The sequence below is a fragment of the Sediminivirga luteola genome (assembly GCF_014639315.1).
Taxonomy (GTDB): Bacteria; Actinomycetota; Actinomycetes; order Actinomycetales; family Brevibacteriaceae; genus Sediminivirga; species Sediminivirga luteola.
In genome coordinates this window covers 320,709-344,039 of record NZ_BMFY01000003.1, presented here as the reverse complement: position 1 = coordinate 344,039, position 23,331 = coordinate 320,709, and the positions used below count along the sequence as shown (strand labels likewise).

22 protein-coding genes and 2 tRNA genes are annotated in these 23,331 nt (G+C 70.0%); 16 read left to right on the top strand and 8 right to left on the bottom strand.

Annotated features, from left to right (window positions below):
* The first annotated feature begins 58 nt into the window (after window positions 1-58).
* Entirely contained in the window at window positions 59-967 is a 909-nt protein-coding gene (locus IEW13_RS05050; protein ID WP_188549837.1) for a Nif3-like dinuclear metal center hexameric protein, read from the top strand.
* Between the two features lie 15 nt (window positions 968-982).
* Window positions 983-1,714 carry a zinc ribbon domain-containing protein gene (locus IEW13_RS05045; RefSeq protein WP_188549836.1) on the top strand — a complete coding sequence of 244 codons (732 nt, stop codon included), beginning with the start codon at window positions 983-985 and terminating at the stop codon, window positions 1,712-1,714.
* Between the two features lie 54 nt (window positions 1,715-1,768).
* Here IEW13_RS05045 and IEW13_RS05040 read toward each other — a convergent pair whose 3' ends face one another.
* Both IEW13_RS05040 and IEW13_RS05035 read right to left on the bottom strand, forming a co-directional pair.
* On the bottom strand, window positions 1,769-2,404 hold the full coding sequence (locus IEW13_RS05040) for a cysteine hydrolase family protein (protein WP_229744942.1): 636 nt from the start codon (window positions 2,402-2,404) through the stop codon (window positions 1,769-1,771).
* Window positions 2,401-3,174 carry a carbon-nitrogen hydrolase family protein gene (locus IEW13_RS05035; RefSeq protein ID WP_229744941.1) on the bottom strand — a complete coding sequence of 258 codons (774 nt, stop codon included), beginning with the start codon at window positions 3,172-3,174 and terminating at the stop codon, window positions 2,401-2,403. The genes IEW13_RS05040 and IEW13_RS05035 overlap by 4 nt, the downstream gene beginning before the upstream one ends.
* Window positions 3,175-3,354: 180 nt before the next feature.
* Here IEW13_RS05035 and IEW13_RS05030 point away from each other — a divergent pair.
* Together IEW13_RS05030 and IEW13_RS05025 are read left to right on the top strand one after the other, a co-directional pair.
* Window positions 3,355-3,431: transfer RNA gene (locus tag IEW13_RS05030), tRNA-Pro, on the top strand.
* Window positions 3,432-3,554: 123 nt separating this feature from the next.
* Window positions 3,555-4,292, top strand: a complete 738-nt coding sequence (locus IEW13_RS05025) for a PIG-L deacetylase family protein (RefSeq protein WP_188549834.1) — start codon at window positions 3,555-3,557, stop codon at window positions 4,290-4,292.
* Between the two features lie 46 nt (window positions 4,293-4,338).
* Here the strand turns inward: IEW13_RS05025 and IEW13_RS05020 are convergent, their stop codons facing one another.
* From IEW13_RS05020 to IEW13_RS05010, 3 genes are read right to left on the bottom strand one after another with little or no spacing between them, the layout of a single operon-like run.
* Window positions 4,339-4,734 carry an HIT family protein gene (locus IEW13_RS05020; RefSeq protein WP_188549833.1) on the bottom strand — a complete coding sequence of 132 codons (396 nt, stop codon included), beginning with the start codon at window positions 4,732-4,734 and terminating at the stop codon, window positions 4,339-4,341.
* A 12-nt stretch (window positions 4,735-4,746) separates the two neighbouring features.
* Window positions 4,747-5,217, bottom strand: coding sequence for a redoxin domain-containing protein (locus IEW13_RS05015; RefSeq protein WP_188549832.1), 471 nt, complete (start codon window positions 5,215-5,217; stop codon window positions 4,747-4,749).
* Window positions 5,217-5,675 (bottom strand): DUF3052 domain-containing protein, encoded by a 459-nt coding sequence (locus IEW13_RS05010; RefSeq protein WP_188549831.1) that lies wholly within the window; start codon window positions 5,673-5,675, stop codon window positions 5,217-5,219. The genes IEW13_RS05015 and IEW13_RS05010 overlap by 1 nt, the downstream gene beginning before the upstream one ends.
* Before the next feature lie 284 nt (window positions 5,676-5,959).
* Between IEW13_RS05010 and aceE the strand changes: the two genes are divergently transcribed.
* From aceE to IEW13_RS04980, 6 genes are all read left to right on the top strand, one after another.
* Complete coding sequence (aceE, locus tag IEW13_RS05005) at window positions 5,960-8,722, top strand: pyruvate dehydrogenase (acetyl-transferring), homodimeric type (protein WP_188549830.1); 2,763 nt, start codon at window positions 5,960-5,962, stop codon at window positions 8,720-8,722.
* Between the two features lie 156 nt (window positions 8,723-8,878).
* On the top strand, window positions 8,879-10,102 hold the full coding sequence (locus IEW13_RS05000) for a PucR family transcriptional regulator (protein WP_188549829.1): 1,224 nt from the start codon (window positions 8,879-8,881) through the stop codon (window positions 10,100-10,102).
* A gap of 45 nt (window positions 10,103-10,147) precedes the next feature.
* Window positions 10,148-11,083, top strand: coding sequence for an ACP S-malonyltransferase (locus IEW13_RS04995; protein WP_188549828.1), 936 nt, complete (start codon window positions 10,148-10,150; stop codon window positions 11,081-11,083).
* Entirely contained in the window at window positions 11,080-12,081 is a 1,002-nt protein-coding gene (locus IEW13_RS04990; protein ID WP_188549827.1) for a beta-ketoacyl-ACP synthase III, read from the top strand. The genes IEW13_RS04995 and IEW13_RS04990 overlap by 4 nt, the downstream gene beginning before the upstream one ends.
* Window positions 12,082-12,191: 110 nt before the next feature.
* Window positions 12,192-12,440 carry an acyl carrier protein gene (locus IEW13_RS04985; RefSeq protein WP_188549826.1) on the top strand — a complete coding sequence of 83 codons (249 nt, stop codon included), beginning with the start codon at window positions 12,192-12,194 and terminating at the stop codon, window positions 12,438-12,440.
* A gap of 86 nt (window positions 12,441-12,526) precedes the next feature.
* Window positions 12,527-13,768 carry a beta-ketoacyl-[acyl-carrier-protein] synthase family protein gene (locus IEW13_RS04980; protein WP_188549825.1) on the top strand — a complete coding sequence of 414 codons (1,242 nt, stop codon included), beginning with the start codon at window positions 12,527-12,529 and terminating at the stop codon, window positions 13,766-13,768.
* Window positions 13,769-13,982: 214 nt separating this feature from the next.
* Here IEW13_RS04980 and IEW13_RS04975 read toward each other — a convergent pair whose 3' ends face one another.
* Window positions 13,983-14,486 (bottom strand): DUF3145 domain-containing protein, encoded by a 504-nt coding sequence (locus IEW13_RS04975; protein WP_188549824.1) that lies wholly within the window; start codon window positions 14,484-14,486, stop codon window positions 13,983-13,985.
* 165 nt (window positions 14,487-14,651) lie between these two features.
* A complete protein-coding gene (locus IEW13_RS04970; RefSeq protein ID WP_188549823.1) occupies window positions 14,652-15,023 on the bottom strand; it encodes a hypothetical protein in 372 nt (123 codons plus the stop codon).
* Between the two features lie 146 nt (window positions 15,024-15,169).
* Between IEW13_RS04970 and IEW13_RS04965 the strand changes: the two genes are divergently transcribed.
* From IEW13_RS04965 to IEW13_RS04945, 5 genes are all read left to right on the top strand, one after another.
* Entirely contained in the window at window positions 15,170-16,813 is a 1,644-nt protein-coding gene (locus IEW13_RS04965; protein WP_188549822.1) for an amidohydrolase, read from the top strand.
* Window positions 16,814-16,839: 26 nt separating this feature from the next.
* Window positions 16,840-18,336 carry a sodium:solute symporter family protein gene (locus tag IEW13_RS04960; protein WP_188549821.1) on the top strand — a complete coding sequence of 499 codons (1,497 nt, stop codon included), beginning with the start codon at window positions 16,840-16,842 and terminating at the stop codon, window positions 18,334-18,336.
* A gap of 174 nt (window positions 18,337-18,510) precedes the next feature.
* Window positions 18,511-18,583: transfer RNA gene (locus IEW13_RS04955), tRNA-Asn, on the top strand.
* A gap of 251 nt (window positions 18,584-18,834) precedes the next feature.
* Window positions 18,835-19,782 (top strand): DMT family transporter, encoded by a 948-nt coding sequence (locus tag IEW13_RS04950; RefSeq protein WP_229744940.1) that lies wholly within the window; start codon window positions 18,835-18,837, stop codon window positions 19,780-19,782.
* Between the two features lie 64 nt (window positions 19,783-19,846).
* On the top strand, window positions 19,847-21,031 hold the full coding sequence (locus tag IEW13_RS04945; RefSeq protein WP_229744939.1) for a glycosyltransferase: 1,185 nt from the start codon (window positions 19,847-19,849) through the stop codon (window positions 21,029-21,031).
* On the opposite strand, the gene gluQRS is transcribed toward IEW13_RS04945, so the two are convergent.
* Window positions 20,995-21,939: a tRNA glutamyl-Q(34) synthetase GluQRS gene (gene gluQRS / locus IEW13_RS04940; protein WP_188549819.1), complete on the bottom strand. Its 945-nt coding sequence runs from the start codon at window positions 21,937-21,939 to the stop codon at window positions 20,995-20,997. The genes IEW13_RS04945 and gluQRS overlap by 37 nt on opposite strands.
* Window positions 21,940-22,050: 111 nt before the next feature.
* Here gluQRS and IEW13_RS04935 point away from each other — a divergent pair, with 111 nt between their 5' ends.
* On the top strand, window positions 22,051-23,274 hold the full coding sequence (locus IEW13_RS04935) for an EAL domain-containing protein (protein ID WP_188549818.1): 1,224 nt from the start codon (window positions 22,051-22,053) through the stop codon (window positions 23,272-23,274).
* Window positions 23,275-23,331: the final 57 nt, after the last annotated feature.

Sequence of the window (23,331 nt, the reverse complement as noted above, 5' to 3'; positions counted from 1 at the left end):
ACGCCGCGAGTCCCGCTCCCCACCAGAAGTCCGAAGAGCCCATATAGGCTTGAGCATCATGGGACCGCACGCCACGACCGAGACCTCGAAAGCGCCCGGAACGAGCCCCGGTGCCGCCACGCCGCGCCTCACCGACGTCATCGCCGCCGCCGAGGCGCTGTGGCCGCCCGAACTCGCCCAGGACTGGGATGTGGTGGGTCTGGCGGCGGGTGACCGCGAGCAACCGGTCCGGCGGATCCTGCTGGCGCTCGATCCCTGCGATGCGACGATCGATGAGGCTATCCGGCTGCGGGCCGATCTGCTCTTCACCCATCACCCGCTGCTGCTGCGCGGCGTGACCAGCGTGGCCGCAGACACCCTCAAGGGCGGGCAGCTCACCACGCTGATCCGCCACGGCATCGCCCAGTACAACGCGCACACCAACGCCGATGCGGCCGTCGGCGGGGTGAACGACGTCCTGATCGAGGCGCTCGGCGTCCGGGACGCCCGCCCGCTGGAAGACCCGGGAGCACCGGAACCGGGCACCGGCATCGGGCGGATCGGCGATCTCCCCGCGACCACGACGCTGCGTGCCTTCGCCGAGGCCGCCGCGGACGCGCTGCCGGCAACGGTGCAGGGCCTGCGGGTCGCCGGGGATCCCGAGCTGCCGGTGCGCAGGGTGGCGGTGTGCTCCGGGGCCGGCGACAGCCTGTTCGGGCTGGTCCGGGGAACGGACGCCGATGTCTACCTCACCTCCGACCTGCGGCACCACCCGGCCGCCGAGGCCCTCGACACCGCGGCCAGGCGCCCGCACGGCGGCCGGCCGGCCCTCATCGACACCGCGCACTGGGCCAGCGAGAGCATCTGGCTCCCGCGTGCGGCGCAGCAGCTCCACCGGCAGTTGCAGGCACAGGGATTCGAGGTGGAGACCGTGGTCTCGGAAGCCTCCAGCGACCCGTGGGCCTTCCGGGTCCACCAGAACACCTAACCGACGGGAGCACTCATGCCCACCCTTCCCGCCGCCCAGCGGCGCACTCTGCTGGACTTAGCCGATGCGGATCGTCAGCTGCGCACCGCCCGGCACCGCAAGGAGACGCTGCCGGAGCAGCAGCGCCTCGACGAGCTGGTGGTGCGGCACCGGGAACTCGGCCGCAGGCACGGAGAACTCGCCGAGGAGCAGAAACGCCTAGCGGTGGAGGTGCAGGGCGCGGAGACCGATGTCGCCGCGCTGTCCTCCCGCATCGCGGGCGACACCTCCCGGCTGAACAGCGGCGAGGGGCTCACCTCCCGGGATCTGATCACCCTGCAGGAGGAGATCGACGGCCTGAAGGCACGGCTGGAGAGCGCCGAGGAGGCCGAACTGGATCTGCTCGACCGCAAGGAGCGCCTGGACGCGGAGATCGCCGAGCTGAAGGCCGAGGCCGAGGAGGTCGCCCGTGACGGCAAGGCTGCCGCCGCGGCGCGCGGGCAGGCGCTGGAGGCGGTGGAGAAGGAGATCGCGGAGCTGACGGAGCTGCGCACCAGGCTCGCCGCCCAGATCCCGGCTCCCGTGCTGCGGGCCTACCAGCAGGTCGTCGATGCCGGTGGCGTCGGCGCCGCCCAGCAGGAGGGCTCCGGCTGCCCCGGCTGCGGCCGGCTGCTCAGCGAAGTCGACCTGCGCACCCTCGCCGCCCTGCCCGAGGATCAGGTGTTCGAGTGCGAGGACTGCGGCTGCCTCATCGTCCCGGCGGGTTAGAGCCTCCGGCGACCCGGTGCGGACCCGCGGGGCGTCGGTGGCGTGGACGAGACGTCAGCTGCGCGCGCCGAGGATCTCCGCGGTCGACCGGACCCGTGCGAAGCCGTCCGAAGCCAGGTTCACGGCGGTCACCCGCATGAGCTCGGCTGCGGGCACCGTCACGTCGCCGGTCCCGGGCACATGCGCGGTGGCGTCGAAAGTCCGCGTCGCGTCCAGCGCCACGGTCACCTGGTATCCCAGGTTGCCGCCCATCCGCGCGGTGGTCTCGACGCACATGTTCGTCTGGATGCCGCACAGCACGATCGCTCCGATCCCCTCGCCCTGCAGCCAGGCGTGCAGGTCCGGGCGGCCCAGGAAGGACGAGTTGACGTCCTTGGCGATCAGCAGATCGGCAGCCTGGGCATCGACGAAGGACTTCAGCCGGCTGCCGGGATGATCCGGATGCAGCGGCGAGGCGGGATTGAGCGAGTCGTGCCGCACGACCACGACGGGCCCGCGCCTGGTCTGCCGCCAATGCGAGAGCAGATCGCCGATGCGTGCCTCCGCCTCCGGGTTCGTCGTCGGACCCCAGAACCCGGCTTCGTCGAAGGCGTCCTGCACGTCGATGACAATGAGCGCCTCGGTTTGCGCCGTGGTCTGCGCCGTCATGTCCGTGGCGGCCCCTGCCGCTTCCGGGCCGGGCCCGCTCATCGGAACAGCTCCCGGCGCAGATCATCCAGGTACGGGTTGGCCTGCCGGGCCGCGGCGACGGTTGCGGCGTCGACCTCGGCGTAGATGATCTCCTCCCCCGACTCCTCCGCCCGGGCGAGGACGTTCCCGTCCGGCGCCGCGATGGTGCTCAGGCCCACGTACTCCAAGTCGCCGTCGATGCCGTGCTGGTTGGCGTAGGCGACGTAGATCTGGCTCTCCCAGGCGCGGGTGGGGATCAGGTGCAGGTTGACGAAGCTGAACGGCTGCATCTGCGCCGTCGGCACCGCCACGAGATCGGCTCCGGCCAGCGCCGCTGCGCGCACTGCCTCGGGGAACTCCACGTCGTAGCAGATCAGCATGGCGATCTTCAGGCCCCGGTACTCGACCATCGTGGTGGGCTCGTCGCCGGCCAGGAACTGCGCCCGGTCGAGGTCGCCGAACAGATGCGTCTTGCGGTACACGGCCAGGGTGCTGCCGTCCGCGGCGATGAACGCCGCGGCGTTGTGACAGCCGTGGGCCGCAGGTGCCGGCCCGCCGGCGATCAGGCCGATGCCGTGCGCGGCCGCGATCTCCCCGAGCCGGTCCAGCGGCGCTTCGGCAGCAAGGGTGCGGGTGGCGTCGCCGATGTTGTAGCCGGTGAGGAACATCTCCGGGGTGATCAGCAGCTCCGCGCCGGATGCGGCGGCCTCGGCGGCGGCTCGCCCGAGGCGGTCCAGATTGGCGTCGATATCGGCGCTCGTGCTCAATGCCTGCCAGACGGCGATCTTCACCGTGGGCCTCCCCGTGATTGCTCGTGCTCTCCGCGCCGCCGGCGCGGTCGCGGCGGCCCGATCCCAAGATAGCCGATCGGCTCCCCGGCGAGGAGGCCGCCTCGGCGCCCGGGAGCGTTTTGAGAAACGCTCAGGGATCGGGTTAGGATATGAGTCGTGCCAGAACGCAGGACGGCACATCGGGATATAGCGCAGCTTGGTAGCGCGCCTCGTTCGGGACGAGGAGGTCGTGGGTTCGAATCCCGCTATCCCGACCACAGAAACAACGGCCCTGACCAGTGGAAACACTCGGATCGGGGCCGTTGTCGCATTCCGGCTCCGCTCTGGCGGCGTTCAGTCTCGCTTACCTAAGCCACGTCTGTTCTGCCAGACTTGAGGCCATGACCGGTCTCCCGTTCTTCGACGAGCGCGCCGTCGAGCGTGTGCTCTGCGTCGCCGCTCACCCCGACGACCTGGAGTACGGCGCTTCCGCCGCCGTGGCCCGCTGGCGGGCACGCGGCATCGACGTCTCCTATCTTCTGCTGACCGCCGGGGAGGCGGGAATGCGGAGCAGGCCCCCGCACGAGGTGGCGCCGCTACGGGCCGGGGAGCAGCGCGCGGCCTGCCGGGAAGTCGGCGTCGACGATCTCGTCATCCTGGACTTCCCCGACGGCACCCTGGAAGCCGGCCTTCCCGTCCGCGAGGCCATCGCGGGGGCGATCCGCCGTACCCGGCCGCAGGTGGTTCTCACCCAGCCCTGGGACCTGGACGTCTCCTGGGGGCTGAACCACGCGGACCATCGCGCGGCGGGAATCGCCACGGTGGACGCGATCCGCGACGCCGACAATCCGTGGGTGTTCCCCGGACTGCGCGAGCAGGGCCTCGAAGCCTGGGGCACGCGGTGGCTGCTGGTGGCCGGCGCGGAACCGGACCACCTGATCGACGTCTCCGGCGAACCGCTGGAGCAGGCTGTTCGCTCCCTGCAGGCGCACCGCGAGTATCTGGCGGAGATCGGCGGGGATTTCGACCCCCGCGCCATGCTCGAGGAGGTCACCGCCGCAGCGGCCGCCCGGGCAGCGCCGGCCGCCCGCGGCTCGGTCACGCACGCCCTGGGTGTGAAGGCCTACCGGATGGGCTGAAACGCCAGCGACGTTCCAGCGCCGGCGTTTTTCAGGCGCCGCCGTTTCAGCCGAGCGCCGTGCGAAGCGTCTGCGCCGCCTCGTCCAGCGCCGCGGGATCCGCGTTCCCCCGGCGCCGGTCCATGCGGAAGTCCTCAGTGCTCTTGGTCGGCCACACGTGGATGTGCACATGCGGCACCTCGTAGCCCTGGATGAGCAGGCCGATCCGGTCGCAGTCGAAGCTCGCCTTCTGCGCCTGGCCGATCCGCTGCGCCAGGTCCATGAGGTGATGCAGCTCGTCCTGGGTCAGGTCGAGCCAGTGGCTCACCTCGCGCCGTGGGAGGACGAGGGCATGCCCGTCGGTGATGGGAGTGACGTCCAGGAACGCCACCGCGGTCTCGTCCTGGTGGATGAACCGGGCAGGGATCTCGCCGCCGATGATCTTGGTGAACAGCGTGGCCATATGCTCGTCCTTTCAGTGGTGCGGGCTGCGAGCCGCCAGGAATGCCCGGAAATCCCGGGCCTGACCGGCGGGACCGACCTCCGCGGCCAGCAGCCGGCCCTGGCGGATCAGGAACGTCCCGCGCAGCGCGGTCCCGCGTGAGTCGTCGAAGGTGCCGTAGGCCTGGGCCGTCGCCCCGTGCGGCCAGAAGTCCGAGAGCAGCGGGAAGCGGAGGTCACGTTCGGCGGCGAATGCCGCCAGGGCGTACTTCGGATCGGTCGAGATCGCCGCCACGCCCGTGCCGGTCGCCGCCAGCTCCTCCTGCATCCCGGCCAGTTCGGCCAGTTCCGAGTCGCATACCGGGGAGAACGCGAAGGGGTAGAACACCAGCAGCAGGCGCGAATGGTCCCGCTCCAGCTCTTCCAGCGTCAGCCGCGGGCCCTGCCCGGAGTCCAGATCGAACGGCGGGGCCGCATCCCCCGCGGCAAGCCGGACGACGGTCATCAGCCGTAGGTCTTCTTGTTCACCAGGCGGGTGGCCGCCCAGTCCTCCGCGGCGCTGAGCGTCTTGGTCACGTGCAGGCCTGCGGTCGGGGCGGCCTCGGCCACCTCGGCCGGGGACACATGCCCGTCCCGGCGGGCCTTGGGGGTGAGCAGCCAGACCACGGCGCCCTCGTCCAGGGTGGCCTGGGCGTCGACCAGGGCGTCCACCAGATCGCCGTCACCGTCACGCCACCAGAGGATCACGCCGTCGACCACCTCATCGGCGTCCTCGTCCAGGAGTTCCTCTCCGGTGATGTCCTCCAGGGCTTCCCTGAGGTCGAAATCCACATCGTCGTCGTAGCCCAGTTCCTGGATCAGGGAACCCGTAGTGAACTGCAGGTTCTCGCCGAGCTCGCCATGGCGCCGATGGGTGGATTCGCCATCCGCGGCGATCGTCCGCTCAGAAGGGTTGGCATTCATACTCGTATTCTGGTCCACCAGGCCAGACCGGGCAAATACCTTGCGGCGAATGCGCTCACGCCCGGCATCTCCCGGCGCCCTCAAGACGCCTCCTGGGGTCCACATCACACCCCGGCGCGCGCCCCCGATGCCCGGGCGTGACCTAGGCTGGGTGAAAAACACGGCGATTACACTTGCAGTGACGTTGGTGACCGCATAGCGACCACACTGCCCACACCGCCCTCACCCTGTGCGCCAGACATGCGCCGCGCAGCGAGGGACCCGACGTACCGAGAGGAACAACAGTGGCACAAAGGGACGCGCAGGGCCCGATTCTCAACGGTCTCCCCAGCCAGGTGCCGGACACGGACCCGGAGGAGACGCAGGAATGGCTCGAGTCGCTGGACGCACTGGTGGAAGAGGGCGGCCGGACGCGGGCGCGCTACGTGATGCTGAGCATGCTCCAGCGTGCCCGGATGCTCAACGTCGGCGTGCCCAGCCTGACCGCCACCGACTACGTCAATACGATCGGCCCCGAGGACGAGCCCTGGTTCCCCGGCGACGAGGAGATCGAGCGGCGCTACCGCCGCTGGAACCGGTGGAACGCGGCGGTGATGGTGCACCGCGCCCAGCGCCCCGACATCGGCGTCGGCGGGCACATCTCCACCTACGCGTCCTCCGCCACGCTCTACGAGGTCGGCCTGAACCACTTCTTCCGCGGTAAGGACCACCCCGGCGGCGGCGACCACATCTACTTCCAGGGGCACGCCTCCCCCGGCATGTACGCTCGTGGCTACCTCGAGGGACGGCTCACCGAGCAGCAGCTCGACGGCTTCCGTCAGCAGGCCTCCCACCGGATCGACGGCAAGCCGGCGGGCCTGCCGTCCTACCCGCACCCGCGGCAGATGCCGGACTTCTGGGAGCACCCGACCGTGTCGATGGGCCTGGGCCCGATGAACGCCATCTACCAGGCGCAGTTCGACAAGTACCTGCACAATCGCGGCATCAAGGACACCTCGCAGCAGCACACCTGGGTGTTCCTGGGCGACGGCGAGATGGATGAGCCGGAGAGCCGCGGCCTGCTGCAGACCGCCGCCTTCGAGGAGCTGGACAACCTCACCTTCGTGATCAACTGCAATCTGCAGCGCCTGGACGGACCGGTGCGCGGCAACGGCAAGATCATCCAGGAGCTGGAGTCCTTTTTCCGCGGCGCCGGCTGGAACGTCATCAAGGTCATCTGGGGCCGCGAGTGGGACGACCTGCTCGCCCGCGACCGGGACGGCGCGCTGGTGAACCTGATGAACCAGACGCCGGACGGCGACTACCAGACCTACAAGGGCGAGGACGGCGCCTTCGTCCGGGACAACTTCTTCGGACGGGACCCGCGCACCAAGGCGCTGGTGGAGAACTACTCCGACGAGCAGATCTGGAACCTCAAGCGCGGCGGGCACGACTACCGCAAGGTCTATGCCGCGTACAAGGCCGCGATGGAGCACACCGGTCAGCCGACGGTGATCCTGGCCAAGACGGTCAAGGGTTACAGCCTGGGCCCGACGTTCGAGGCGCGCAACGCGACCCACCAGATGAAGAAGATGGCCGTCGACGACCTCAAGCTGGCCCGGGACCACTTCCAGATCCCGATCAGCGACGAGCAGCTCGAGGCCGATCCCTATTTGCCGCCGTACTACCACCCGGGTGAGGACGCCGAAGAGGTCGAGTACCTGCGCGAACGCCGTCGCAAGCTCGGCGGTTTCGTCCCGGAGCGCCGCTCCAAGTACACCCAGCTCACGCTCCCGGGCGAGAAGGCCTACGAGGGCCTCAAGCGCGGCTCCGGCAAGCAGGAAGTCGCCTCGACGATGGCGTTCGTCCGGCTGCTGAAGGAGCTCATGCGGGACAAGGAGCTTGGCAAGCGCATCGTCCCGATCATCCCGGACGAGGCCCGTACCTTCGGCATGGACTCGTTCTTCCCCACCGCCAAGATCTACAACCCGCACGGGCAGAACTACACCTCCGTCGACCGGGATCTGTTCCTGGCCTACAAGGAGTCCGAGCAGGGCCAGCTGCTGCACGTGGGCATCAACGAGGGCGGCGCGGCCGCCGCGCTCACGGCCGCCGGCACCTCCTACGCCACTCACGGCGAGCCGATGATCCCGTTCTACATCTTCTACTCGATGTTCGGCTTCCAGCGGACCGGCGACAGCTTCTGGGCCGCCGGGGACCAGATGACGCGCGGCTTCGTGATGGGCGCGACGGCCGGCCGGACGACCCTGACCGGCGAAGGCCTGCAGCACGGGGACGGCCACTCCCATCTGCTCTCGTCCACGATGCCATCCGTGATCTCCTACGATCCGGCCTACGGCTACGAGATCTCCCATATCGTCCGCGACGGCCTGGCCCGGATGTACGATCCGGAGGATCCGCGCAAGGATCCCGATGTCCTGTACTACATCACGCTGTACAACGAGCCGATGGTGCAGCCGGCGGAGCCGGAGGGCATCGACACCGAGGGCATCGTCAAGGGCATGTACCTGCTGAAGAAGGGCCCGGAGCTCGACGGGCCGAAGGTGCAGCTGCTGGCCTCCGGCGTCGGCGTGCCGTGGGTGCTCGAGGCGCAGGAGCTGCTGGCCGAGGACTGGGGCGTGAGCGCCGATGTGTGGTCCGTGACCTCCTGGACCGAGCTGCGCCGCGACGGCCTGGCAGCGGACAAGGCACGTCTGCTGGATCCCGAGGGCGGCGCCCGGGTGCCGTACGTGACCCAGAAGCTCGCCGAGGCCGAGGGGCCGGTGATCGCCACCAGCGACTACATGCGTGCCGTGGCCGATCAGATCCGCCAGTACGTCCCCCAGCACTTCACCTCGCTGGGCACCGACGGCTACGCGATCTCCGACACCCGCCCGGCCGCTCGCCGGTACTTCCACGTCGACGGCCCCTCGGTCGTGGTGCAGGCGCTGCTGAGCTTGGCCGACAGCGGCGTGATCAAGCCGAAGGCCGCCGCGAAGGCCGCCCGGAAGTACCGCCTGGACGACGTCACCGCCGGTACCAGCGGGAACGCCGGCGGCGAGTCGTGAGACCCTGCTGATCCCGCCAGACGGCCCGTCCGGCACAGGCGGCGCCCGCTGGGAGGACCCGCGTTCTCCCAGCGGGCGCCGCCTTTTGTGCTCAGTTCACGATCGTCTTGGAGGTGCTGTACGAAACGAAGTGGATCATCCATTAAGCTGGAGCGCATGGCCGTAGAGCTCGAAGCTGAGGAGATCCGCCGACGGGCCGAGACCGGACGTCGTCTCAAGGCCGGCATCGGCACCCTGTCCACCGCCATCCTCACCCGCCTTGATCAGCGGCTCCCCTGGTACCGGGCAATGCCGCCCGCCGACCGTTCCTGGGTGGGGCTGGTGGCCCAGTCCGGCATCTCCTCGTTCGTGGAGTGGTACCGCACGCCGAGCATGCCGATCCGGATGGTCAGCGAGATCTTCCGCGCCGCCCCCCGGGAGCTAGTGCGCTCCATCTCCCTGACTCAGACGCTGCAGCTGCTGCGCGTCGTGGTGGAGGTGGTGGAGGAGCGCGTACCGGACCTCGCCCGCCCCGGGGAACAGGCGGATCTGCGCGAGGCGGTGCTGCGCTTCTCCCGGGAGGTGGCCTTCGCCGGCGCCGATGTGTACGCCCGCGCGGCCGAGGCCCGCGGCACCTGGGACGCCCGCCTGGAGGCGATGGTCATCGACGCCCTCGTCCGCGGCGACGCGGGACCGGAACTGAGCACCCGCTCGGCGGCTCTGGGCTGGCGCAGCGAGGGTCCGGTGGCCGTTCTGCTCGGGCAGGCGCCGCAGCGCGCCGGCCGGTCGGTGGAGCAGGTCCGCGAGAAGGCCGGCGCCTGGGCGGAGGACTGCCTGGTGGGCATCCACGACGACCGGCTGCTCATCGTGCTCGGCGGTTGCGAGGACTTCCAGCAGGCCGGCGAGCAGCTCGGCGAGCTCTTCGGCCCTGCCCCCGTCGTCCTGGGCCCGCAGGTGGCGACCCTGGCCGAGGCGGGGGCGTCGGCACGAGCCGCCCATAGCGCGCTCCGGGCGGTCGCGGCCTGGCCGGGCGCGCCGCGTCCGGTGCGAGCGGAGGATCTGCTGCCCGAGCGGGCCCTGGCCGGCGACGAGGCAGCCCGCCGCACCCTGATCGCCGAGGTCTACCATCCCCTGGCGCAGGCCGGCGGCAACCTCCTGGAGACCGTCAGCCAGTACCTGGACTGCGGCAATTCCCTGGAGGCGACCGCCAAGGCCATGTACGTGCATCCGAACACCGTGCGCTACCGGTTGCGGAAGGTGGCCGAGGTCATCCCGTACGATCCGACCAGATCGCGACCGGCGTTCGTCCTGCGGTGCGCCCTCGTCTTCGGGCGGCTCGCGGCGCAGGCACCGGCCGGCGAGTTGTCGTCATCCCACAACCCCTCGCCGGGCGCTTGGTAGCTGTCGGTGTGTGGTTTCCCCGAGAAAAAGGACCAGAGTAGAAGAGTGCTAGCAATCGTATGCCCCGGTCAGGGGGCGCAGAAGTCAGGATTCCTCAGCGCGTGGCTGGAACTGCCCGGATTCCGGGAGCGGTTCGAGCGGCTCGCCGCCCACAGCGGCGCCGATCTCATCGCCCATGGCACCGTCTCCGACGATGAGACGATCAAGGACACCGCGGTCGCCCAGCCGCTGCTCGTCGCCGCCGCCATCGCCACCTTCGCCGAGCTCTTCCCGGCAGGCGGCGCGGCCCGTCCCGATGTCCTGGCCGGGCACTCCGTCGGGGAGATCGGCGCCGCTCAGGCCGCCGGCGTCCTGGACGAGGAGCAGGCGATGCGATTCGTGGCGCTGCGCGGCAGCGGGATGGCCCGTGCCGCCGCGGCCGAACCGACCGGCATGAGCGCCGTCGTCGGCGGGGACCCGGCCCAGGTGCGCGGCGTCATCGAAGCCCACGGGCTCAGCCCCGCCAATGTCAACGGCGCCGCCCAGACCGTGGCCGCCGGGGCACTGGACCGGCTGGCCGCGCTGGCGGAGAACCCGCCCGAGCGTGCCCGCGTGATCCCCCTGCCGGTCGCCGGCGCCTTCCACACCGCCTATATGGCGCCCGCCCAGGACGAGCTGGCCGCCTACGCCCGCCAGCTGCAGGTCTCCGATCCGGCCGTGACCCTGCTCTCGAACGCCGACGGCAAGCCGGTCCGCTCCGGCGCCGATGTGCTCTCCTCTCTCGTCAGCCAGGTCACCCGGCCGGTCCGCTGGGACCTGTGCCAGGCGGAGCTTGCCTCGCTCGGCGTGACCGGGCTGCTGGAACTCCCGCCGGCCGGCACCCTCGTCGGCCTGGCCAAGCGGGAGCTGAAGGGCGTGGAGACCTTCGCGCTGCGCAGCCCCGACGACCTCGACGCCGCCACAGAATTCATCGCGACTCACCGGAAGCAGGCAGCAGCGTGACCGTTCTCAAGACCGCCGAGCCCGTCCCCTACTCCCGCATCAGCGGCATCGGCGGTTACCGCGCCGAGCACGCCGTTCCCAATGCGGACCTCATCGAGGCCATCGACTCCTCGGACGAGTGGATCCGGCAGCGCACCGGCATCGTCACCCGGCACCGGGCCGGCGCCGAGATCGGCGTCCTGGAGATGTCCGAGGAAGCCGCCGTCGAGGCCATCGCCAACGCCGGCATCTCCCCCGCGGACATCGGTGCGGTGCTGGTGGCCACGGTGACGTTCCCGTACGCCACCCCTTCGGCGGCCTCCGCCCTCACCACGCGCATCGGCACCGGCCCGGTGCCGGCCTGGGACATCTCCGCGGCCTGCGCCGGCTACTGCTACGGCATCGCCCAGGCCGACGCGCTGGTACGGGCCGGCACCGCCGAGCATGTGCTGGTGATCGGCGTGGAGAAGCTCTCCGACTTCGTGGATCCGACGGACAGGTCCATCTCCTTCCTGCTGGGCGACGGCGCCGGCGCGGTCGTGGTCTCGGCCTCGGACACGCCGGGGATCTCCCGCAGCGTCTGGGGCTCGAAGGGCGAGAACTGGGAGACCATCAGGATGACCAGCTCCTTCCTGGAGCTGCGCGACACGCCCGGCACGCCGTTCCCGACCCTGCGGCAGGACGGTCCCAGCGTGTTCCGCTGGGCGGTCTGGGAGATGGCGGAGGTCGCCAGGCAGGCACTGGACGTCGCCGGCGTGGAGCCGGGAGACCTCGCCGCGTTCGTTCCGCATCAGGCCAATATGCGGATCATCGACGAACTCGCCAAGCAGCTCGGCCTGCCCGCGGACGTCGCCATCGGCCGCGACATCGCCGACAACGGCAACACCTCGGCCGCCTCGATCCCGCTGGCCACCGAACGCCTGCTGCGCGAGCAGCCGCAGCTCAGCGGCGGCCTGGCGCTGCAGATCGGCTTCGGTGCCGGCCTGGTCTACGGCGCGCAGGTGATCGTACTGCCATAGGCGCCGCAAGCGGCGAAGCCCGTGCCGTACAATCATCGGCGGGGTAAAACTCTACCGACGCGATCCTGACGCCGCTTAAGCGCAGGAGAAAAACACCAGAGAGGAAGACAATGGCTCATACGCAGGAAGAGGTTCTCGCGGGCCTCGCAGAGATCATCAACGAGGAGACGGGCCTCTCCGCGGACGCCGTCGAGGGCTCCAAGTCGTTCACCGACGACCTCGACATCGACTCCATCTCCATGATGACCATCGTGGTCAACGCCGAGAAGAAGTTCGGCGTGACCATCCCGGACGACGACGTGAAGGATCTCGTCACGGTCCAGGACGCCGTGGACTACATCGTGAAGGCCTCCGCCTGAAGAAACCCCCAAGCGTCATCCGGTGACGCGGCCGGCCCCGGCGGGCCGCGTCACCACCCCCTACCGCGTAAGAGAGTTTCACCCCCATGACTTCCAGAATCGTCGTCACCGGCGTCGGTGCCGTCACACCCCTGGGCGCCACCGCCGCGGACAGCTGGCAGGCAGCCCTGAAGGGAACCTCGGGCGCCCGCACCCTGCAGAACGACTGGGCGGAGAAGTACAGCCTTCCGGTCGACTTCGCCGCCACCGTGGATCCCGCCATCGTCGGCGAGAAGCTGACCCGGGTCGAGGCCAAGCGGCTCGACCCGGCCAGCCAGCTCGCCCTGATCTCCGCCCGTGAGGCCGTCGAGGACGCCGGCTCGCCGGAGGTGGAGCCCGAACGGCTGGCCGTCTCCTGGGCCACCGGCATCGGCGGGGTGTGGACCCTCCTGAACGGCTGGGACACCCTGCGTGAAGAGGGCCCGCGCCGGGTCATGCCGCTCACCGTGCCGATGCTCATGCCCAACGGCCCCGCGGCCGCCATCGGCATGGCCTTCGGTGCCCGGGCCGGCGTGCAGACCCTCGTCTCGGCCTGCGCCTCCTCCACCGAGAGCATCGGCCAGGCCTACGACCTGCTCACCCGCGGTCAGGCGGACATGGTCATCGCCGGCGGCGCCGAGTCCGCCGTCCACCCGTTCACGCTGGCGGCGTTCTCCTCCATGAAGGCGCTGTCCCGGCGCACCGACTCCCCTGAGACCGCGTCACGCCCCTATGACGTCCATCGCGACGGCTTCGTGATGGGTGAAGGCGCCGGCTCCCTCGTGCTGGAGCGCGAGGAGCACGCCAAAGCCCGCGGCGCCAGGATCTACGCCGAGCTGGCCGGCTGGGGCCTGTCGAACGACGCCTACCACATCACCGCCGGAGAGCCGGAGGGCCGTGGTTCGGCCCGGGCGATGAGCCAGGCGATCGACTCAGCCGGCGCGACGCCCGCCGATGTCCGCCACATCAACGCGCACGCCACCTCCACCCCGGTGGGCGATGTGCCCGAATCGGTGGCGATCAACAATGCGCTCGGCGGGAGCGCCGCTGACGCCGTGGTCTCGGCCACCAAGTCGCAGACCGGCCACCTGCTCGGCGGCGCCGGTGCGGTCGAGGCGATCTTCACGGTGCTCGCGCTGCGGGACCGGAAGGCACCGCCGACGATCAACACCACCACGGTGGACGAGCAGATCGAACTCGATGTGGTGCTGGGCCAGGCACGGGACCTGCCGGACGGAGAGTTCGTGGCGCTGTCCAACTCCTTCGGCTTCGGCGGGCACAACGCCGTCGCCGCGTTCCGGACGGTGTGACGGGCCCAGCCGAGCGCGCTGATGGAGCACGCTGAAAGCCAGGCGTGCCAAGCCCGGTCGTGCGGTACGGCGCACGGCGGCGACGCCCAGACCTGAGCGGACATAGCAGAAGACCGGTGGGTGATGACGAGGATCACCCACCGGTCTTCTGCTGTCCCGCGGTGCTTCGGACAGCGCGGCGAACCCGGGGAGAACGCGCGAGGACGTGCGGTGGTCAGCCGACCTTGTGCAGCCAGCGGACCGGCGCGCCCTCACCGGCATGCCGGAACACCTCGAGCTCGTTGTCCCAGGCCTGACCCAGTGCCAGCGACATCTCCTCGGCGAGGCGACTGCGGTCCTTGGCGCTGGCCTCCAGCGCCTGACGGATACGGTCCTCCGGGACCAGGATGTTGCCGTGCACATCGGTCACGGCATGGAAGATGCCAAGATCCGGGGTGTAGCTCCACCGGCCGCCGTCGACGCCCGGGCTGGGCTCCTCGGTGACCTCGTAGCGCAGGTTGTCCCAACCGCGCAGCGCGGAGGCGATCCGCGCGCCGGAACCCGCCGGCGCCTGCCACGCCACTTCGGCGCGCACCATCCCCGGGGCAGCCGGCTGCGGCGCCCAGGCGAACTTCGCGTGCGCGTCAATGGCACCGCCCGCTGCCCATTCGATATGCGGGCACAGCGCACGGGGTGCGGAATGGACGAAGAGAACGCCCCTCGTCATCTCGGTCATCATGCCTCCTCGCGATCATCCTCTGGATACGTCTTCCCCTACGATCCGAAGGACATGCGCGCCGGTGTCACGACGACCACGTATTCACTTGACGCTCATCATATCCCACCCGGACCCGCCGCGCGCACGGACACGTCGGGCCCGGGCTGCCCGGGATATGCGGCCTGCTCAGGCGGCCTGCTGGTCCTTCCAGCGGCGCGCGTTGATGAACGAGCGCACACCGGCGATCACATAGGCGATCAGCAGCACGAAGGTGATAGTGCTGACGATCACGGCAGCGGGGCGCTCGGCGGTGCCGGCGAACAGGTCTCCGAGCTGCATCACGTTCATCGCCGTGCCGGCGATGCCGACCGCGGCGATCACGAGGGCGACGTGGATACCGAGCTTGGGACGCTTGAGCCCGACGAGGCCGAAGATCAGGAGCAGCAGACCCAGGATGGACGGGATCAGCGCGGTCCAGCTGGCGAACGCCGTCGCCGCGTAGGAGATGAGGCCGAGCACGACCAGGACGATGCCGAGTGCGATGGTGAGACGGGGCATATGCCCTTCCTTCAGGTAGGCGAACGGGTCGTTTGCACATTCTACCTGTTGTAAAAAATCACGGCAGTGTAAAACCTGTCCCGGACCGCGCGAGGAGGGCCAGGGAGGGCGGCGGGCCGAGTGTGCGGTATGCCACACTCGGACGCATGCTCCCTGCCACTCCGACGTCCGCCGGTCCGCATGACGGGCACGCGCTGGAATTCCGCAACGCCCGTCTCTTCACCGGGGAAGGGTTCACCGAACCCTCGTCGCTGCACGTCGTCGACGGCATCATCACCGAGCCGGGCAGCGCGGCTGCCGGCAGGGCCGAGGTAGTCGACCTCGACGGGCGCTATCTGATGCCCGGCTTCATCGAATCGCACGCCCATCCGGGGATGCTGGGCATCTCGCTCATGGAACTCGACCTCCGCCCGGCCGCCGCGCCCAGCGTGCAGGCCATCGTGGCGGCGGTCGACGGCGCCGTCCGGACTGCCGCGCCGGGCGAATGGGTGCGCGGCAGCGGCTGGGAGGAGACCTTCCTGGCCGAAGGCCGCGGGCCCACCCGCGAAGACCTGGACGCCGTGTCCGGGGACGTGCCCGTGGTCCTGACCCGCACCTGCCGCCACATGCTGGTCGCCAACACGGCCGCGTTGCGGGCCTCCGGCATCGACGAGGACGTCGCGGACCCGCCCGGGGGCCGCTTCGTCCGCGACGAGGCGGGCCGGATGACCGGCCTGGTCCAGGAGAAAGCGATGGATCACATCGCCGCGCCCGCCTACGCCGACGAGGACTGGGACGAGGCGTTCTCCCGGGCGCAGGACGCGTTCATCTCCTGGGGCGTGACCACCGCGCACGATATGTCCACGCTGGCTCCCCATCTGCGGTACTACAGCCGCGCCGGGCAGGCCGGACAGCTGCGGATCCGTTTCCGGCCGTGGCTCTGGGCGCTCAGCCAGGCCGGGATGGAGGGCGTGCTGGATCACGCCCTCGGCGCCGGCATCGCCTCGGGCCTCGGCGATGACCGGATGCGGATCCAGGGGATGAAGTTCATGCTCGACGGGAGCGTCGGCGGGCGCACCGCGGCGGTGTCCTGCGCCTTCGAAGGCACCGAGGACACCGGACTGCTGTACATCGAGGACGAGACCCTCCTGCACCAGCTGCGGCGCGCGGTCCGGGGCGGCCTGCGACTGGCCGTCCACGGCATCGGCGAACGCGCCCTCGATCAGGCCCTCGGTGCACTCGGCGCCCTGGACACCCCTGAGGAGCGGGAGTTCCTCACCACTATGCGCAACCGGATCGAGCACTGCGCCCTGCCGCTGCCGGCGCACCTCGACGCGCTCGCCGAATGGAACCTCATCGCCTCGTCCTCCGTGGCGTTCGTCTACCACCTGGGCGATTCGTACCTGCGCGTGCTCGGTCCCGAGCGGGTGAAACGGGCCTATCCGCACCGCAGTTTCCTGGACCACGGGATCGTCGCGCCGGGCAACTCCGATGCTCCGGTCGTGAACGGCAACCCGTGGGAGGGCATCTACGCCGCCACCACCCGCACCACCTCCTCCGGCGTCGTGCTCGACCGGGAGCAGAACATCACCCTGGCCGAGGCGATCCGGGCCTACACCCGAGACGCCGCCTACGGCTCGTTCGAGGAGGACCGCCTGGGCACGCTGACGTCGGGAGCCCACGCGGACCTCCAAGTCCTCGACCGCGATCCCTTCGCGCTCGAACCCACCGACCTGCTCACCCTCGCCCCCGTGGCCGTCTACTCGGCGGGCACCCGCGTCGACCCCGCGGACACCCGCATCGACGGCTGAATCCGCCACTATCCCAGGAGGGAACCGTGTTCACAGAATCCGAGGCGAGCGTCCTCGCGGTCATCACCATCGCCTACTTCATATTCCTGATCGGCGTGTCCGTGTGGATCGGCATCAAGCAGATCCGCACCTACGACGACTACAACGTGGCCTCGCGGAACGTGAGCCTCTTCCCGCTGATCCTCACCTATGTCGGCACCGCCATCGGCGGCTCCCTGCTGCTGGGCATCATGACCAACGGCTACACCCTCGGCATGGGCGAGCAATGGTTCAACGTGGTCATCCTGCTGGCGAGCCTGATCATGGCGGTGTTCCTGATCAAGCGGATCCGCAAGCTCGGTGACGCCCACAACTACGTGACCATCGGGGACTTCACCGCGCACCGGTTCGGCCGAGCCGCGCGGATCCCCACCGCGCTGTCGGTGCTGACCGCCTACGCCTCCATCACCGGCATGCAGTTCGTCGCCATCGGCCTGGTGCTGAACCTGGTGGCCGGCGTGCCGATGACGACGGCCATCATCGTCTCCGCGATCATGCTGACGCTCAAGACGGTGTTCGGGGGGCTGAAGGCCGTGGTCTGGCAGGACGCCTTCCACGGCACCATCCAGACCGTGGCGGTGTTCGGTCTCTTCGTCTTGGTCATGGTCACGGCCGGGGACTTCGACCAGATCCGCGCCAACGCCGAGGCCCTCGGCGAGGTGGAGATGCTCAGCCCGATGAACATCGGGTTCACCGAGGTGGCCGTCTATGCCCTCACCGTCGGTGCCTACCAGCTCGTCCGCCAGGACCTGTGGCAGCGCGCCTGGGCCGGCAAGAGCCTCAAGGTGGTCACCACCGGCTACTGGATCTCCATCGTGCTGATGACCGTGACCGTGGTGATGGTCGTGTGGATGGGCGTCTGGGCGCGGTACGGCCTGCAGATCGAGTCCGAGGACCCGAGCCTGATCTACTACGAGCTCATCTCGCACCTGCTGCCGTTCGAACTCGTGATCGTGCTGATCGTCGCGCTGCTGGCGACCGTGATCTCCTGCGCGGACTCGTTCTTCATGTGCGGCGCCTCCTCGATCGTCAACGACGTGATCCGCCCGCTGCTTCCCGGCAAGCCGGACCAGAAGACCCTGCTGCGGTGGAGCCGCATCTCCGTCGTGATCACCGGCGTGGTGGCACTCGCCCTGGCGCTCGCAGTGCCGCGCCTGGTGGAGCTGTGGGTGACCGGCACCGCGATGCTGGTCTCCGGCCTGCTGTTCCCGGCGGTGGTGGCGCTGTACGCCAAGAAGGTCTCCGGCCGCGGCGCCATCACGGCGATGTGGGTCGGCCTGGGCATCTCCGTCGGCTGGACGCTCGTGAGCCTCGGCTTCGACAACCCCGTCCACCCGGTGTTCCTGGGCTTCCCGGCCTCCATCCTCACCTACATCGTCTTCCACGTGATCGACAGGGGCCGGCTGGTCGACTTCGCCGGGCTCTCCCCCGAGGAGGACGCCGCGGCGCTGGACGACGCGGAGGCGACGCGGACCGTCCGCTGAGGTCTGATCGTCCTGCAGAGGCGCAGATTCCCGGCGCGCCGGGGGCCTGCGCCTCTGCCATGAGGGGCCGCCTACGCGGGCTGATGTACGTCGGCCGGTTCCTGCCCCGCGCGTTTTCACATCGGCGGGCAACTCTGCTAGAGTTGTAGCTCGTGAACGGCCCGTTGGGGCCATTCCCCTGTAGCTCAGTTGGCAGAGCATTCGACTGTTAATCGAAGGGTCGCTGGTTCGAGCCCAGCCGGGGGAGCAGCACGAAGAAGACCCCCGTCGCACCGCGAGGAGATCGCGGCACGGCGGGGGTCTTCGCATACCGCCGAAAGGCCGCAACGTGTCCCGCGCGGGTTTCCCCCCGCCGCCTCCGGGGGCTGTCCCCCGCCTGGACGCGGGTGATCTCCTCCGTGTTCAAGAACACTCTGTGAACGGCCCGCGCAAAAGGCGTCGCGCGGCCTCCGGCCCCCTATCGTTAGGGGCAGACGGCGCTCAACAGATGGGACGGGTGTGACGACGGCACTGGCGATTCTCCTCGCCGCGCTCTCCGCGGGCGGCCTCGCCTACGGCGCGCATTTCCAGCACTCCGCGGTGCAGGCGCTCGGTGCCCAGAAGGCGCAGACCACACCGGTGGCGCAGACGACGCAGAAGATGCGCACGGCGCCTGCGCCCGAACAGCCTCAGCCGGAGCCGGGCTTGCGGCTGCGCCGGATCGCCGCGCTGCTGCGCAGCCCCCGCTGGATGATCGGCCTCGGTTTCATGGGCGCCGGGACCGCGCTCAATGTCGGTGCGCTCGCTCTGGCCCCGGTGATGGTCGTCCAGCCGGTCGGCGCCCTGTCCCTCATCATCTCGGTGCTGCTGGGGGTCTATGTCCGCAAGGTCCGGCTGCCCAAGCGCGTCGTGGCGGCGGTGGTGATCTGCATCGTCGGCGTGACCGCCTTCGTGACCACCTCGGCGATCAAGGCCACTGCGCAACTGCATCTGGGCGCCGAGGCCCATCCCCTGGCCTGGATCACCCTTGCCGTGCTGGTGCCCAGCACCCTGCTCGTCGCTCTCGTGAGACGGCCGCCGCAGCTGATCCTCATCGGCGTGGCCGGCGTGCTCTTCGCCTGCGTGGCGACCACCGTGCACGTCGTCGCCGGGCAGCTCATGCACAGCGGCCTGGGGGGTGTGTCGTGGTTCAACGTCCTCACCGCCCTGGGCGCCGGGCTCCTGGGCTCCTGGCTGGTACAGCTCGCCTACGCGAGCGGACCGCCGGAAACCGTCATCGCCGGGCTGACGGTGGTGGACCCGGTCATCGCGGTCCTGCTCGGCGCCCTCGTGCTGGGCGAGGCCGCGGGCGCTTCTCTTGTAGGGTTGGGCCTGATGTGCCTCTTCGGAGCGGCTGCCTGCGGCGGAGTCATCGTCCTGGCCAACTATCATCCCGATGTACGCGTGCGTACGGCGGCACGACGATGAGGCCGCATCCGCCCCGCCACGCGCCGGTACACCGACCCCTGCACCACCGACGGAACGGAGCCACGTGACCGCCAGGACGCTTCGGATCGCCATTCCCACCGAGACGTTCCCGCCGGAGATCAACGGCGCGGCCCGCTTCGCCGAACGGCTGGCCTCGGGATTGGCTGGCCGCGGGCACGATGTGCACGTGATCGCTCCCTCCCCCACCGGCCGGCCGGGCGTGAGCGAGTACGAGGGCGTGACGGTGCACCGGGTCCGCGCGCACCGCTGGTACCCGCACCCGACCTGGACGATCTGCCTGCCGTGGGAGACCAAGCCCGCCGTCGCCCGGCTGCTGGACGCCATCGAGCCGGACGTGGTGCACGCCCAGGCGCATTTCGTGCTGGGCAGGTTCGGGATGTCCGAGGCGCGCAGACGGGGCATCCCGGTGGTCTCAACCAACCACTTCATGCCGGACAATGTGCGCCCTTACGTCCGTGCCCCCCGGCGGGTGCTCGACGCGGCGACCGGGGCGGCCTGGTGGGATCTGCGGCGCACATTCGAATCCACCGACGTCATCACGGTGCCGACGCAGCTGGCGGCTGATCTGCTGACCCAGAACGGATTCACCCAGCCGATCCGCGCGATCTCCTGCGGCATCGACCTCAGCGGCTACGGCGCCACCGGCGAGGACGAGGACGACCGCCGGGCGGGGGATCCCACGGTCCTGTTCGTCGGCAGGCTCTCCCAGGAGAAGCACATCGACCTCATCATCCGGGCTCTTGCCAAGAGTGACCCAGGGCTGCGGCTGAGGGCCCACATCATCGGCTCGGGCGACCAGCTTCCGGTGCTCAAGCAGCTCGCCGCGGACCTGGGCGTGGCCGACAGGGTGGACTTCGCCAGCAATGTCCCCGAGGCTGCGCTGCGCCGTGCCTATGCCCGCTGCACGTTCTTCTGCATGCCCTCCACCGCGGAGCTGCAGAGCATCGCCACCCTGGAGGCGATGGCCTCGTCCAAACCCGTCGTCCTGGCCAATGCCGTGGCACTGCCTCATCTGGTCTCCGAGGGCCGCAACGGGCATCTCTTCCGGCCCGGCGACGTGGATCAGCTCGCCGGGATCTTCGACCGGATGGCGGGCATGCCCGAGGACGAGCTCGCCGCGATGGGCCAGGCCGGGCGGGAGATGGCCAGGCGGCACGACATCACCTGCACCCTCGAGGCCTTCGAGGGGATCTACACCCGGCTGGTCAACGGCGAATCCCCGGTGTGAGGCCACCAGACCTCCAGCCGAGCGGCCGGATCGAGACGGCCGAGCACCTCGTCGGCAGTGCGGGCGCCGGGAACGCCGATCGACGCGGCCAGGGCGCCGACGATCTCCTCCGGCGGGCAGCCGGCCGCCAGCAGGGCGCGAACGGTCAGGTCCCCGTCCCGCTTCGCGTACCGCCGGCCGTCCTCGCTCAGCACGAGCGGCACGTGCACGTACTCGGGAACCGCATAGCCCAGCAGCCGCGCGAGCGCCGCCTGCCGGGGCGCTGAGCTGAGCAGATCGTCGGCGCGCACGACCTGGGTGACGTGCTGCAACCCGTCGTCGACCACCACTGCCAGGTTGTAGGCGATGACGCCGTCCCCGCGGCGCAGCACCACATCGTCGACCGGCAGGGTCAGCTCGCCGTGGAACCGGTCGTGAATGGTGCTGGCCCCCTCCCCGCGGAGCCGCAGCGCCGGCTTCCGGCCGGACGCCGCCAGCCGCTCCCGCCCGGCGGCACGCTGGTGCTCGTCCAGATCGCGGCAGGTTCCGGGATAGGCGCCCGGCGGCAGATGCGGGGCGCGGGGCGAATCCTGGATGTCACGGCGACTGCAGTAACACTCGTAGACCATGCCGCCCTCCCGGAGCCGGCCGAGCGCGGCCTCATAGTGGGCGGTGCGCTGAGACTGCCGCACTGGCGGCTCGTCCCAGTCCAGTGCCAACAGGCGCAGATCCTCGCATTGCCGTTCGGCGGCACCGGGCTGCACCCGGTCCAGGTCCTCGATCCTCAGCAGGAAAGCGAGTCCGTCGAGCCGTGCGTAGGCCCAGGCGAGCAAGGCCGTGCGGGCATTGCCCAGGTGCAGGTCACCCGAGGGGCTTGGAGCATACCTGCCGTGGCCCGGGCGGACCTGGGTGAGCGCGGTGGTAGGCATGGGTCCATGATCTCACCTGCGGAAAGTCCTCGCGTCCCACTGACCTGAGGCCTGCACCGCCGGTAGGATGGGGCGGACAGCATCGGACGAGCAGACGAATGGGATGACCGGGTGGACAGTGTCGTGGCGGCCGAAGAGCTCGAGCGGGTGATCCGCTCAGGGCTGCTCAGCTCGGTCTTCGAGCCGGTCATGGATCTGCGGGCCAATGCGCGCATCGGCTACCGGGTGCTTCCCGCCGCCGAGGAGTCCGCCTTCGCCGATGCCGCGCAGGTGCGGGCGGCCCTGGAGGTGTCCCCCATCATCGGCGATCTGGACGCCTCGCTGCGGTTCTTCGCCCTGCAGCATGCGGCCGGATCGGCCATCGGGGACGAGGCGACGCTGTTCCTGCAGAGCGAGCCGGAATCGTTCGTCACCCTGGAGGAGCGGGACCGCGCCGGCCGTACGATCCTGGTGATCAACGCCCGCAAACTGGCGGACTCCCCCGCGATGGTGCTGCGCAACATCCGGCAGGCCAGGTCGCTGGGCTGGGAGATCGGTATGAGCCAGGTCGGCGGCACCCTGGCTTCCTGCGCGATGCTGCCGATGATCAACCCCTGCGTGGTCGTGCTGGACGAGGATCTGCTGGACAGCGACGACGCCGAGCATCTGGCCGAGGTCGCCCAGCTGGTGAAAGCGCACGCCGAACGCACCGGGGCGGTCGTGCTGTGCTCCGGTGTGGACACCGACGAGCACGAGAAGACCATCCGGGCCCTCGGTGTGGACCTGGCCTGCGGCGCCCGCTACGGCGAGCCCACCCGGGAACCCCACGAGCTGCCGGCGCCGCATGCGGATCCCTTCAGCAGCCACACCTCCAGGAACATCCCGCTCCAGGTCACCCCGTTCACGATCGCCTCAGCCCTGGACACCGATCCGCTGGAGATGGACCCGCCGATGCTGCGGGCCATGCTCTCCGCGCTGGAACGCCGCGCGCAGGGCGCCGGTGCCTCGACGATGCTGCTGGCCTCGATCTCGGACAGCGGGGACGTCCCCCTGAACGCTGCCCGCTACAGCGAACTGGCCCAGTTGCTGGGCCTGGTCGCGGTGGTCACCGGCGAGGGCCCGGTCTCGGTGCCGGCGGTCCGGTCCGGGCCGCTGGACGCCTCCGATCCCTTGCGCGACGAGACGAACGTGGTGGTCCTCGGCCCCGACTGGGCGGGGATGGTGGCGGCCAAGCGCAGCCATCGCAGCACCGAGGAGGAGACCCTGTACGAGGTGTTCGTCACCGCGGATCGCTACGCCGTCATCGACGCCGCCCGGTCAGTAGTGAGCCGGATCCCTGCCATCCACGTGAGCTGAGGCGGCGTGGGCTGAGGCGGCGCTGTCACGGTACGGGTACAGCGCCGCTAAGCGCAG